This is a genomic window from Salibacterium salarium, assembly GCF_030813635.1.
Lineage (GTDB): Bacteria > Bacillota > Bacilli > Bacillales > Marinococcaceae > Salibacterium > Salibacterium salarium.
In genome coordinates this window covers 763,336-777,004 of sequence record NZ_JAUSUM010000001.1, presented here as the reverse complement: position 1 = coordinate 777,004, position 13,669 = coordinate 763,336, and the positions used below count along the sequence as shown (strand labels likewise).

Sequence of the window (13,669 nt, the reverse complement as noted above, 5' to 3'; positions counted from 1 at the left end):
GTGTATACAATGATAAAAAAAATATTTCCAATTGCTTTAATTATGTTTTGCTTCGCCACTATTCAAGCTGAAGCAGCTTCTTCAGACGAACAAGAGCAGCTCGAAGAAGAGATTTTCCCAGAAAACGAAGTAATTGATGTGGAAATTGAGATTGAAGAATCTGAATGGGAAGACATTCTAGAAAATCCAATGGAAGAAGAATATCACCCTGCCAGTGTGAACTATAATGGTTATCAATTAGACAATATCGGACTGCGCACAAAAGGAAATTCGAGTTTGTCGAGCGTGGCGAATCAGGATTCTGATCGATATAGTTTAAAGTTGAGCTTGGATGAATACATTAACGTACAAGATATTGCCGGCTTAAACAAAATCAACTTAAATAATAATTTTCAAGACCCGAGCTATATGAGAGAATATTTAACTTATGATTTAATGGAAGAAATGGGATTACCCACTCCTAACATTTCCTTTGTTAATGTGTATATTAACGGAGAACTTTGGGGGTTATATACGGCAGTTGAACAAATTGATGAATCGTTTCTTGAGCGTAATTTTGATAATAACTACGGGGCCTTATACAAGCCTGACGGAGAAGGAAGCGATCTTATTTGGCAAGATGATGATATAGACAGTTATAGTGGATTAAATCTAAAATCGGAGTCTTCCAATGATAATATTATTCTCGACATGATGGATGAGTTGAATAATGGCAGTAATTATGAAGACTATCTTAATGTTGATGAAATTCTTAAGTTTTTTGCTGTAAATACAGCGCTTGTCAATTTGGACAGCTATCAAGGAAGTACGGCACACAATTACTATTTGTATGAAAAAAATGGTATTTTCAATGTCGTTCCTTGGGATTACAATATGTCTTTTGGCGGGTTTGGAATGGGAATGGAAAGCAGTGATCAAACCGACCTTCTAATAGATGAACCGACACAAACTAGTTTAGAAGAAAGACCGTTACTCGCCAATTTACTTGAAAATGAGGAATACAAAGAAACCTATCATGAATATATAGATGAAATTGTCACAGGATATTTAGACGAAGATAGTTTTCAAAGCACCGTCCAGGAGGTTTCTAATCTCATTTCTGATGAGGTAGAAAATGACCCTACTGCTTTTTACAGCTATGACGAACACATTCAGTCCCTCGAGGAAGATGTTGACCAAGTACCGGGGCTCACATCATTTGTGAATGATCGCGTAGAAAATGTGACACAACAGCTTGATGGCACGATTCCTTCTTATGATGATGGAGAAGGAAGTGGTGGCAATCAAGGGGGCCCTGAAGGAGCAGGAGAAAATGGAAACGTTCAGAACGGAGAAATGCCAGAAGGCTTCGAAGACAGGGAACAAGGCGGTCCTCCAAATATGAACGGTGGAAATGAAGAAGAAATCAATGTGGATTACACTTCTGAAATGATCAATACTGGCATTTCTTTAGGAATACTTACTCTTTCCCTTCTATTTGTTGCACTCTTCCGAAGAAAAAGGATTTAAAAATATGGATTGTTTTTTCTACATGTGAAAACAGCCAAAAATTAATGAAAGCATCTCTGATGGACAATTCCAAACAGGGGTGCTTCTTTTCTATTCCGCTACCCCTTCTTTTTTTTAAAGATAAATGAGAAAATACAAAGGGAAATAATGTAATAAAAGGTTGTGAATTGGTATGGAGGAGGAAAAGAAAGAATATTATTTTTACTTTACTCTCGGTTATATCGGAATACTATTAATCCTCTTAGCCGCGTTAAGAGTTACTATCATTCTTGATGATGACTTAGGCGGAATCCTCGTCTTTTTAGGAATTGGTTTATTGATTAATTATGTTAATTATTTAGAAAGACAAACAGGGACAGACAAAAAAGCAAGATCTTATGCGAGAACTATTTCAGCCGTCATCCTTACTGGTATTAGTATTTTTGCTTTTTTCTAATTTTTCATTAGAAAATCTAGCTCTTCACCTTTTATGATATGATAAGCATAAGAGATTTGTACGACAAAGGAGGGGAGATTTTGAAGAGAAAACCAGAGAAAATTTTAATTATTTGCGGTATTGGCTTGTTTATAATCGGTGCTTTTTTTGTATTTGTATTTGGTAATGTTATAACAAATACGGATTTTGAAACCTTTATTAACGAGTCCGTTGAACAGGAATCCGAACAAGACATTCCTGTTGAAGAGTTTGAAGGCTTTTTTGAGCAGGTTCAATCGATTAATTATAATCTTCATGGTGTATTAATGGTGCTTATCGCCGCTATCGGTGCGGTAGCATTATTTACAAAACATAGTCGTTTGCTTTCTGGTATTTTTTCATTGATTGGAGCAGGTATGACAGTCATCATATTCTGGTGGATGATTCTTCCATTGGTTCCTGCCATATTGTACTTCATTGCCGGGTTTATGTTTCTTCTGAGAAAACCTCAGTCGAAATAAAGACACGCTTTGGCAAGTAAATCGTACCGTTTACCAGTAAAGGGTATAGTTTTGCCAGTAACCAGGCTATTTTGGATAGTACTACTGTTGAATTACAAATAAGTTTAATTTGCAATAAGGTGTTTAAAAACTTTTCTATTCAAAGCGCCCGTTTGTGGAAAATCATAAGACAGTATCGTTTAACACACGCTTTATCCAATTATTCATAGTTTCACGGAGCTGGCAACCTTCTAAACTTTCAGTTGCATTATTCTTAAGTTCTTGGTTGCAAAATACACGTTATTCAAATCAATTTCAAACAACTATATTGGAGCAAACCGCCTGATCAACGAGCAGTTAGAAGGAAAGACTTTTAAATAATCTCAAACAGCCGCCGAAGGATTCTGCTTCGACGGCTGTTTTCTCATCTCGAGCTGGGAATGGATTCAGTCTCCGCATTCAATGGCTCTATTGTCCGAAAACAGTAAATTGTGGTGCAGTTTGATCATAAGTCTTTTGAGATTATAATATATTTTTTAATTTAATTCCAAAAGTTAATACACCCAATATTCCGGCTGTAGCTAATATAGTCCAAACTATATATTCTGTAGATGACGAAGCATTTATAATGCCCGTGATGAAACCAAATGTAACTATACATAAAAGAATTATTTTCAACATCCTACTAACACCCTCTTATTAGTTTATTTCACAGTTATTTTCTTCACAGTGGCCTGTGGTACAATTAAGTCTTTATTTTTAGTAATTAATCTAGGATAGATTGGCTGCATATAAGGCGCTCTACCATTTAAAGAATGATATCCCCAAGATATTCTTTGATTTGCTATTTGATAACTAGTAGCTGGATTAGCAATAGACGCATCTTTATATTCAGGAACAATTTCATCTCCGGGTCGGTTGAAAATACTACACGATTATTTCGCCAGTAAAAATGACGAAGAGTATAGTCTTATTGTATCACAACACGAAGGAAAACATGAAAAAAATAGTAAATTATGTTTTAATTGTAATCGTTCAAAAAACGTGGTACATTACATCAAGCATACCATATACTCTTACCATTCAACCAATAATTCGTCATAATATTATGAATTTTAATTGAAGTGAATCTCAGGAGGCGGTGGAAATACTTTGAATAAAATTTTATTAAGAATCGAGGGGCTGGTGGTTCTAGGATTAAGTATTTATTTTTACTTCTACCTTCAATTTAGCTGGCTGATTTTTATCATTTTATTGCTTACGCCAGATTTGTCAGCACTCGGGTACTTAAGAAATAACAAAGTTGGATCGATATTGTATAATTTATTTCATACATACAGCATTCCAGCAGTAATATTAATGAGTGGTTTATTGGTACATAACAGTATTTCTTTAATGATTAGCTTAATTTGGGTTGCCCATATCGGGATGGATAGAATGATGGGCTATGGATTAAAATATCCGTCAAAATTTCAAGACACTCATTTTGATCGTATCTGATACAGCTAGTAAATCATAAATACATCGTGACTGTATAAAAAAAGAGAGTTGGCATCATTCCTTGTCGCCAACTCTCTTTCTTATTATTCGGTAGGTTCGCTTACTTTCACCAGTTGTTTTCCTAGATTTTCACCAGAAAACAGTCCTAGAAATGCTTTAGGTATATTCTCAAAACCTTCCACAATAGTTTCTTCATACTTTAGTTTCCCCTCAGAAAGCCAAGTTGCAAGTTTTTCGCTTCCCTCTTGGAATCTAGGGGCATAATCGCCGACGATAAATCCTTGTATAAGAGCGCGGCTTTTCACTAACGTAGGTTGTACGCGCTGCCCTACATCTTCCTCGGTTTTATTGTAGGAAGATATCGCACCGCAGACCGGAATTCGCGCAAAGTCATTTAATTGTGTCATAACCGCATCTGAAACGGGACCTCCCACGTTGTCAAAGTATACATCGACACCTTCCGGGCACGCTTGTTTGACGGATTTTACCAAATCATCTGTCGTGTTATAATTAATCGTTTCATTAAAACGAAGCTCTGATTTCAAATACTCCGTTTTTTTATCGGTTCCAGCAATTCCAACCACGCGTGCCCCTCTTAATTTGGCAATTTGTCCGGCTACCATACCAACTGCTCCGGCTGCACCAGACACAACGACGGTTTCACCTTCCGCTGGACGTCCAATATCTAATAACCCGAAATAAGCAGTGAGCCCTGTTAAGCCAAGAATACCTAAGTAAGTAGACAGCGGTGCAGCAGAGCCATCTATTTTTCGCACTGATGCATCTCCTACTGTATTGTAACGGCGCCAGCCCAACATTCCAATCACTTTGTCCCCTGTTTCAAACAGGCTTGACTTCGACTGTACAACTTCACCAACGACGTTTCCGTGAATTACTTCATTCACTTCAAACGGAGCAACATACGACTTAGCGCTGCTCATTCTTCCTCTCATATATGGATCTACAGAAAGATAAATCGTTTTAACGAGTATTTCTCCATCTTGTGGTTCGACTATGGATGTTTCTTGGTATTCAAAATTCTCATTACCCGGCATACCTTCCGGGCGGCTTGCAAGTACGATCTGTTGATTTTTTTCAGTCATATTATCACTTCTCCTTATCAGTGAATCAACTACTTCCATATCATCTCTCATATTACTCTTCTTGTAAAATAGTTTGATTTCCTGTTTTTCACTTTATCTTATTACGACAAGCCTCTCGCAACCCAGGACCATGGGATAGGTAATTGCGCTAAATATGAAAAACGCATGGTGGGTTATCTTTTGAACTTCCATGCGTTTTGTTATTGAAAAGTGTGTGTAGCTTACACCTTTCGGACATCTATTAATTTCCCTTTATTCATCGTGTTGAAACCAAAACTTTTAATAAATCTTCGTACGTGTTACATGTCAGCATTTGTTGCACAATCGATATATCATCGACTATATTTCCTAAACTTTTATATAGCATTTGCAAATCGGCACTGCTATTTTTTTCGACACTTAACAGACAAACAAATTGCACCCGTTTATCATCCCACATAATAGGCTTTTGCAGCGTGCAGATTGATAAAAATGTGTCTTCCGTTTGTGGTGTGATCGGGTGAGGAATAGCAACTAAATTGCCAAAGCTCGTCGGTGCCGCTTCCTCTCTTTCCTCCATTTTTCTTAAAAAATCATCCCCGACATAATTTTGTTGAAGCAGCTCCTGATGGAAAAATCGAAGCACCTCATCTTTTGAAGAAAGGTCTTTCTGTAAAAAAACAATGTCTTCGTTTATATACTCAAACATATTTTCCCTTTGCTCATCTGCCACAAAGCTTTCTACTTTTTGTAAGTCTCCTTCCCCCAATATCGTATTTACTTGAATAACAGGAACCGGCAACTCATCCGATATGGGGATAGTACTTACAATGAAATCGAGTCTATCAAACGATATTTGATTCAGCTTGTAATACTCTGTCGTCCCCGTGACTTCCAGTTTCGAACCAAATTGTGATTGAAGCTTGTAATATATTAATTGGGCACTGCCCGCCCCAGAAGCACAAATAACCATACACCGTTTGGGGCCTGTTGCTAATTTTTTTCGTTCCATGGCCGCTCCAATGTGTAACGCAATGTATCCAATTTCGCTTTCTTCTATCTTGACTTCTGTTTCTTCTTCCAACACCATTCCAGCAACAATAGCCGCTTCAAATGCAACCGGATAATTGGCTTTAATATCATGAAGAAGAGGATTCCTTATATTCATTCCATATCGATACCTGTTAACAGCAGGCTTCAAATGCAAACTTAAACCTACAATCAATTCGCGGTCGTGCCGGATTCCTAAATCAAGCTTATTTTCTATTCTTTCCAATATAGTAGATGTTAGGTGATAGACTTTCTCGTCCAAGACTTGTTCGATCCGTTCTTCAGTTAAATTCGTCTGAGAAATCATCTTTGTACCTAATAAGTGAATAGCTATATAAGCAATTTCGACTTCAGGAAAGGTTACATCAAGCGCGGTCTCCACTTTTTTTACGATAGTCTCAGCCACTTTATATTCTTTTTTGTCCATAATTTCGTTAAATTCTTTTGGATATAAAGAAACGTGATGACCAGATTGAACACGCTTATACGTAATCGCGATATGAATAAATAAATTATTAATAGCTATATCCGAAAGTGTTATGTCATGCGTTCTGATTTGATCTATAATAATATCCCATATGTCATTAAGATTTTCTTTAATAAGCCAAGGAAGCTGACTATTAAAAATGTCAATGTCACTTTTTTCACTGCGATCAAAAATATATTCCGACATACAAAAACGCAACTTCAGTTCGCTTCCGGTTATTTTCAAACCATAATTAGGTCGTTTTTCCAATGTAATATCATACGTTTGTAAAATGTCTTTTACCGTTCGAATATCGTTTTGAATCGTTGATCTACTGATTAGTAACTCGTCTGCCAGATCATCTAATTTAACATATCCGTTTGCGAGCAGCAGCCGTTTAATTAAATATGGAGTCCGCTCCTCTGGTAAATCTGGTATGTTATTATGTTTTGTTGGTTTTGTTGAACCACCTTGAAAAATCTCTTCCAAAAACGTTCGAAACAACTGGTCATCTTTTATTTCAAACTCATATCCTTTAGCACGAAGAGACGTAATCACCGCCCCGTTTTTAGAAAGAATAGTGTTGAGGTGTTTTATATCATTTCTCGTCGTCCGCGTCGTCACTTGATTGACATGTGCCAGATGCTGGCTCGTTAACGGTGCATCTGCTGCCATTAACTCTCGAAGCAGCGCAACAAGTCTTGTATTCATGGCTTCCCTCCTTTCTATTCCTTTACAAAAAGGCTCTGATTCATCATTCAGAGCCTTTCCTCCATTAACTTAAAAACCATTATTCTCTGATACTTCTTTTATCCACTCCGCACTTTTTTTAGCTGTTCTTTCTTTGGTTTCCACATCCACGGAGAAGAAACCGTATCTATTTTTATAAGCATTCATCCAGGACCAATTGTCCATAAACGACCATAAATGGTATCCTTTAGCATTACATCCTTCTTCTATTGCTTTATGCAGCCATTTCAAATGCTCTCTTATAAAGTCTATGCGATAGTCATCCTGAATTTGCCCATTTTCTATAAAACGTTCTTCATTTTGTACACCCATGCCATTCTCAGAAATGAACGATTCTATATTACCATAGTTTTCTTTCAGGTTCACCATAATGTCATAGACACCTTTTTCGTAAATTTCCCATCCACGATATGGATTCATTTTTCGACCTGGCATCTCGTAATTATCAAAAAACCAGTCCATCATAAACGGTCCGTACGGGTTAGGAAGGTGTTCTTTGGCCTTTACACGCCTTGGTTGATAGTAATTAACACCTAAAATATCCGCAGTATTTTGTTTCATCAATTCGAAATCGCCTTCTTCTGTTTTAGGAAGCTGACCATGCTCTTTTAATATGTCCACTAACTCTTTTGGAAACTCGCCTTTAACAGAAGGATCCAAAAAACTTCGATTGAAAAATAAATCTGCTATTCTCGAAGCCCGCAAATCTGCTGGGTTCTCACTTCTCGGATAAGATGGAGTGAGATTAAGAATAATACCAATCTGCTCATCTTGTACAGAAAATGTACGAAATGCTTCTACAGCCTTCGCATGCGCAATGATGGTGTTGTAGGAAACCTGGACCGCCCGCTTAAAATCTACGACATTTGGATAATGAAAATCATATAAGTATCCACCTTCTACCGGAACAATCGGCTCATTAAATGTAAACCACTTGGAGACACGATCACCGAAATGCTTAAAGCACTCTTTCGCAAATGCTGTGTACGCATCTACTACTCTCCTGCTCTCCCATCCCCCGATATTTTGCATTTCAAGAGGCATATCAAAGTGAAAGAGATTGACAAATGGTTCGATATTTTGGGCTAGCAGTTCATCTATAACATTGTTGTAAAAAGTGACCGCTTCTTCGTTAACGTCCCCTTCTCCGCCAGGAATTAGCCTGGACCAGGAGATCGATAAACGAAATGTATTATGTCCGATATCTTTCATCCGCTGAATATCCTCTTTATATCTATGATAAAAATCAGATGTTGTTTCTGGCCCTACTCCTTCAAAAAAACGATTAGGCTCTTTTGTATACCAATAGTCCCATATGTTCCAGCCTTTGCCGCCTTCAAAAGCGGCTCCTTCTATTTGCGTCGCCGACGTTGCACTGCCCCACCAAAACCCTTCCGGAAACTTATACTCGACAGCCATCATTAAAACCTCCTGCTACTTATTTCTGTAGATTTCGATAATTTCCACTGCTAGATCTCGTACAGTCATTGATGTCATCAAGTGGTCCTGTGAATGGATTAACATCACATTCACAGGAGCTTCCTCACCACTTGCTTCTTGTTGCAACAGTTTCGTTTGGTACTCGTGTGCTTTCCCTAATTCCTCTCCTGCTTCTACAATCATTTCATCTGCTTTTTCAAAGTTAGAACTTTTTGCTTCTTGAATGGCTTCCATAGCACTTGATTTACCATTTCCAGCATATAAAATAATTTGAAACGCTATTTCCGTTATTTTTTCCATGATTGCCATCACCTCTTGAAGTACATCTTATTTTTAATCTTTTGCAGCTGCAGCTTCTTCTTGTTTTTCTGTTTCATAGTATTGTTTATCCATAATTTTCAAGAATGGCCACCATATTAAAAATACAATGAACATACTAACCAACTGGACGGCTGCTCCTTGCCAGGCACTACCCGTTGCCAGGAAGCCACTCAAGAGAGGCGGTGTCGTCCATGGAACGATAATACCTGCAGGTTTTGGAACCATTCCCGTTAACATAGAGAAGTATACGACAACAGCAACAACAACAGGAGCAAGCAGCCATGGTACAAGCACTAGCGGATTCAATATTATTGGCAGACCGAAAATAATAGGTTCGTTTACATTAAAAATACCCGCTGGAGCCGATACTCGCCCAACTTCTTTCATTTGACGACTTCGTCCGATAAGAAAAATACCTACGATGACAGCAAGCGTCATACCAGAACCGCCAATCCCAACAATAAATGTATCAATAAATTGCTTTGTTACGATGTTAGGAAGTTCTTCCCCAGCTTGAAAGGCATCGAGGTTTTGGTTATTTAATGTGTACCAGATTGGATCAAGCACCGAGTTTACTAGAATTTGTCCATGCAGTCCGAAGAACCAGAATAATTGGATGAGCAATACCGCAACTATTGTTGCTGGCAATCCACCACCTAAAGCCGTTAACGGTTCTTGTAACACGGTATAAATGAAATTTTGAACCGTATCAAATGGTGTGAAACTAAATAGAATACGAATAATTAGGAAAACGGCAAGCGACATAGTAACCGGGATGAGTGCACTGAAAGACCTTGATACAGCCCCTGGTACGCCAGCAGGCATTTTTATCGTCCAGTCTTTTTTCACAAAATATCGATATAGTTCTGCTGCAAGAAAAGCAGTTAAAATACCGACAAATAACCCTTCCGCCCCGATAGCTGCAACAGGAATACCTCCTGAAACATCTTCAACAACTTGCGGCGTGAGAATGAGAAAAGCTGCAAGTGCCACAACACCGCCATAAACGCCTTCTCCTCCGGATTGCTCTACTAATTTATACCCTATTCCGATAATGACAAACAAACCCATGATACTTAACGTTGCGGCGGATGCCGGATTTAACGCTTCTTGGTAAGCAGCGTATGCTTCTTCGCTTATCATTTGGTCTAAGAATGGAAAATTGGCAATAACTACAAAGATAGATCCAAAAATAATCAATGGCAACGCTACCAAAAAACCATCTCTTAACGCAGTTAAATAACGGTTGTTATTTAACTTTTCTGCGATTGGCATTAAGATTCGTTCTAACAAATCCATAAATTTACTGTTATTCATTTGTTCTTCCCCCTCCGTGCGTGATTTCTATTTCTTTTCTCCCATTAACTCAAGTGCTTTATTTAATACAGCTTCACCATCCACCCTTCCGTAAGCGACAGGATCAATAACGTCTAATGGAATTCCTACTGTTTCTGCTGTTTTAGAATATTTTTTCTTCATAAACCGCATTTGTGGTCCTATAAGAAGAACGTCGGCATTTTCCATTTCAGATTCCGCTTTATCTTGAGCAACTGCCCATATTTTCACGTCTAATCCTTTGGCTTTTGCTGCTTCCTCCATTTTCGTAACCAACATGCTTGTCGACATTCCGGCAGAACAAGCTAATAAAATATTTTTCATGATGATGAGTCCTCCTTTTGTTTTCTTTTGAATAGGTTATCTTAAGTATAAAAGCGCCGTCCGTATATGAAAACGCATACTTTTTCCGTTAAGAAGCGGAAATCTATTATTTGAGATATAGATGAGGTACATCATGCAGCTACTTGCTTGCAATATTAGAGGGAGTGGCCGATTTACTAGCCAACGAGAGGGAAATACTAGCCAAACTCTATGATTTACTTGCCATAATCAGATATTACTTGCTAAATTATAGTTTACTGTCCGAGCTCACACTTTTACTTGTCGAACAACAAGATTTACTGTCCAAACTCGTCATTTTACTATCCTAATTTTTATCTAGATCAGATAAATGAAGAGAATACACACGATTTTTATAGGATCCAGTAGAAGGAAGTTGAGAACGTTTCAACAACTTGGAGGCGACAGACACAGAGGAAAGGTGAAGAAAATCACGGAGTTTTGCGTTCGTGATTGTATCGTCGATGAGCAAAAGATAATCGATGAGAGACGGAAATGGACGTTTCTGTAACTTTTACAACAGTGGTTGCAAAACCAGTCGCCACGTTTTCGTATAATGGGTAGGGTAAAACAAGTGGGACAATGCACCCCTGTATGGATATCACTAGATTTTACGTGATATGAGAAGTCTGGTATGAGTGGTATATCTTGTTTTATCAAAGGTTCGTGATATTTTATTTATATTCTTTTTTGGCATGATAACACTGGAATACTTTTGTTGAAGGGAAGCTATTTTGGAAGGCAGAACGGGAGGTCGAATCACTGTAGACGATAAGTTTTTATAAGAAGGAGAAGCTTTAATAACAGTTGAGGAGTTGCTGATGATGACTACGCCTTCTACAGGAGCCAGCGGAAATTTAAATTTTTGCAGCCATATTTCTAATTGGCATTGTTGTCGATTTAATTGTACGACAGGGTCAGAAAATGCTTCTTCCTTTTCATGTATCGTTCGCAGCAACTGATTAAATTCCTGGTCAAAATACAATGTCCCAGCAATATTCTTCACTTCAAGAATGAGAAAGAAATGAGGAGTTAGCAGCAGAGTGTCTATTTGGAAAAACGTATTCTATTCTCCGGGGAGTCTAAGGTCATGCAAAATATAATAGTCATCATCAGGCAGAAAAGACAAATGATAATTCATCGACTCTTCGCCCCGGTATCCAGCATAACTCATTGCAAGTTGTTCCTGGATTTTGGGACGTTCTGGATGCGTTGGAGAAGTCCGTCTTAACAATGCTTCCAGTTTCCTTATTTTCAGCGGGACTTTTCGTGCTTTTTTTATCAGATTCATCACCTCTATCAAATGTAGTAAAAGAATACTTCTCTTTTCACTAGGGAAAGTCCCCTTTTTCTATGAAAATATCTGTACGCATTAGATTTACTAGCCAAACTTCACAGTTTACTTGCCAAAACCAGCGCTTTACTTGCCTAGTTCTAGTTTTCTGTCCAAAGGAACATGTTTACTAGCCCAATCCTAGACCTTACTGTCCATGTAACTTCATTTACTGGCTAAACCCTTTGCCAAGATAAGTCGACGCTTATTAACAGATTATTTAGCGTTTTTACCTCCTTCCCCTTGAAGATAATTAACATTTGGAGTCATATCATATACATGGTAGTCATTGACCTTCAAGGATTTTATTTGATTTACGTTATCTTTCTTAAAATGATCGATGAAGTCAAACGGGAAATCATGCTTTCTTTTTAAAGCAATGGTGGTATAATAACAAGTAAAGGAAAATGGAAGTGTAGATGGTTTTACATAGCAGACCGTTGCTTTGCGGTCTATTTTATTTGCGCAGGATGTTTAGAAAAAATAAAATAACAAAAATATTTAAAATAATTCTCACTACAGATTTGACAGTTAAGTTAAGATAACTAAAAACTTGAGAATGGAGGATTTTATGGAACAACCGTCTGCTGAATCAAAAATTAACCATGCCGAAAAAGAAGTCATTAGTGCTATTGCCGAAACGATGGATCTGTACGGTATAACCCCGTCCATTGGCAGACTATATGCTACAATGTATTTTAAACAACATCCGATGACCCTAGATGAAATGACAGACGATCTTGCCATGACTAAAGCTAGTATGAGTACAGCGGTCCGCAACTTACAGGAAATCCACATTGTCCGAAAAACATGGCAAAAAGGTTCCAGGAAGGACCATTTCATGGCTGAAAAAGACTTTTTTAATTATTTCGGTCGATTTTTCGGAGGTAAATGGAAAAGAGAAGCCGAGTTAAACCTTTCCGCCATTAAACAAGCGGAATATCAACTTCAAGAAGTCATTGAAGATGAAACTATTGAAGAAAATTTAATGGAAAGAGCCAAACAGGACCTTGAACAATTACAAGAATATAAGAAATACTGTCACTGGCTTCAAAAACTTGTGCGTTCCATTGACTCCGGTGAAATTTTTGACTTTTTACCTGTAGATGATTCAAATTCAAATACATGATTTTGAAAATAGTGTTTGTAAAAGGTCTGTTGAACTACCTTCATTAATAAAGCTTTATAACCAGTAATAATCTTCAGGCTTTGAATGGTCTGAAGGTTATTGCGTTATACATATGGCTCTTAATTTGGATTTTCCATGGCAGTGTACAACCTTAGGGTAACTCGAAGTAAAGAATTTGACTCGAAAAAAATGGGGAAACCCAGGATTTGGTAATCCCTTTCAAACAGTAAATGTAGATTTATGCTTACAGAGGGATTCATATAAGAGTGTACATTTTACTCCTATGAAGGATTTTATTGAAATTCTAGTTGGAGAAACTTTCACCACCTAGCCGCTGGTGTGTACTGACAATAAAGTTGTTTAATTATGCCGATAATACACATTACACCGTCCTCAAATCAGGACAGTGTAAAAAAATAAAGTTGTTTAATTTTTGGTGCAATTAACGAATAACACTTCATAGATGTAACAATAAAGTCGTTCAAATTGATGGTTGT

Annotated in this window: 13 protein-coding genes; 5 read left to right on the top strand and 8 right to left on the bottom strand. The window is 37.6% G+C overall.

The features are described 5' to 3' along the window. Positions 1-9: 9 nt before the first annotated feature. The 4 genes from J2S78_RS03685 (at position 10) to J2S78_RS03670 (ending at position 3,924) form a co-directional block, all read left to right on the top strand. Positions 10-1,509: a CotH kinase family protein gene (locus tag J2S78_RS03685; RefSeq protein WP_306896371.1), complete on the top strand. Its 1,500-nt coding sequence runs from the start codon at positions 10-12 to the stop codon at positions 1,507-1,509. Between the two features lie 172 nt (positions 1,510-1,681). Next, positions 1,682-1,945: a hypothetical protein gene (locus tag J2S78_RS03680; RefSeq protein WP_306896369.1), complete on the top strand. Its 264-nt coding sequence runs from the start codon at positions 1,682-1,684 to the stop codon at positions 1,943-1,945. Between the two features lie 80 nt (positions 1,946-2,025). After that, positions 2,026-2,445, top strand: coding sequence for a DUF4064 domain-containing protein (locus tag J2S78_RS03675; RefSeq protein WP_185819450.1), 420 nt, complete (start codon positions 2,026-2,028; stop codon positions 2,443-2,445). Positions 2,446-3,576: 1,131 nt separating this feature from the next. Further along, positions 3,577-3,924 carry a DUF4260 domain-containing protein gene (locus J2S78_RS03670; RefSeq protein WP_306896365.1) on the top strand — a complete coding sequence of 116 codons (348 nt, stop codon included), beginning with the start codon at positions 3,577-3,579 and terminating at the stop codon, positions 3,922-3,924. Positions 3,925-4,007: 83 nt separating this feature from the next. Here the strand turns inward: J2S78_RS03670 and J2S78_RS03665 are convergent, their stop codons facing one another. From J2S78_RS03665 to J2S78_RS03630, 8 genes are all read right to left on the bottom strand, one after another. After that, complete coding sequence (locus J2S78_RS03665) at positions 4,008-5,027, bottom strand: NADP-dependent oxidoreductase (protein ID WP_306896363.1); 1,020 nt, start codon at positions 5,025-5,027, stop codon at positions 4,008-4,010. Positions 5,028-5,283: 256 nt separating this feature from the next. Further along, positions 5,284-7,233 carry a BglG family transcription antiterminator gene (locus J2S78_RS03660; protein WP_306896362.1) on the bottom strand — a complete coding sequence of 650 codons (1,950 nt, stop codon included), beginning with the start codon at positions 7,231-7,233 and terminating at the stop codon, positions 5,284-5,286. 69 nt (positions 7,234-7,302) lie between these two features. After that, positions 7,303-8,691 carry a 6-phospho-beta-glucosidase GmuD gene (gmuD, locus tag J2S78_RS03655; protein WP_306896986.1) on the bottom strand — a complete coding sequence of 463 codons (1,389 nt, stop codon included), beginning with the start codon at positions 8,689-8,691 and terminating at the stop codon, positions 7,303-7,305. Between the two features lie 15 nt (positions 8,692-8,706). Then, positions 8,707-9,012 (bottom strand): PTS lactose/cellobiose transporter subunit IIA, encoded by a 306-nt coding sequence (locus tag J2S78_RS03650; RefSeq protein WP_306896360.1) that lies wholly within the window; start codon positions 9,010-9,012, stop codon positions 8,707-8,709. Positions 9,013-9,045: 33 nt separating this feature from the next. After that, complete coding sequence (celB, locus tag J2S78_RS03645) at positions 9,046-10,350, bottom strand: PTS cellobiose transporter subunit IIC (protein WP_306896358.1); 1,305 nt, start codon at positions 10,348-10,350, stop codon at positions 9,046-9,048. A 27-nt stretch (positions 10,351-10,377) separates the two neighbouring features. Then, on the bottom strand, positions 10,378-10,692 hold the full coding sequence (locus J2S78_RS03640; RefSeq protein ID WP_306896356.1) for a PTS sugar transporter subunit IIB: 315 nt from the start codon (positions 10,690-10,692) through the stop codon (positions 10,378-10,380). A 622-nt stretch (positions 10,693-11,314) separates the two neighbouring features. Next, complete coding sequence (locus J2S78_RS03635; RefSeq protein WP_370871519.1) at positions 11,315-11,761, bottom strand: nuclease-related domain-containing protein; 447 nt, start codon at positions 11,759-11,761, stop codon at positions 11,315-11,317. A gap of 15 nt (positions 11,762-11,776) precedes the next feature. After that, positions 11,777-11,944, bottom strand: a complete 168-nt coding sequence (locus J2S78_RS03630) for a nuclease-related domain-containing protein (RefSeq protein ID WP_306896354.1) — start codon at positions 11,942-11,944, stop codon at positions 11,777-11,779. A 670-nt stretch (positions 11,945-12,614) separates the two neighbouring features. On the opposite strand from J2S78_RS03630, the gene cudC reads away from it, so the two are divergent. Then, on the top strand, positions 12,615-13,172 hold the full coding sequence (gene cudC / locus J2S78_RS03625) for a choline uptake/conversion transcriptional regulator CudC (protein WP_306896352.1): 558 nt from the start codon (positions 12,615-12,617) through the stop codon (positions 13,170-13,172). Positions 13,173-13,669 lie beyond the last annotated feature (497 nt).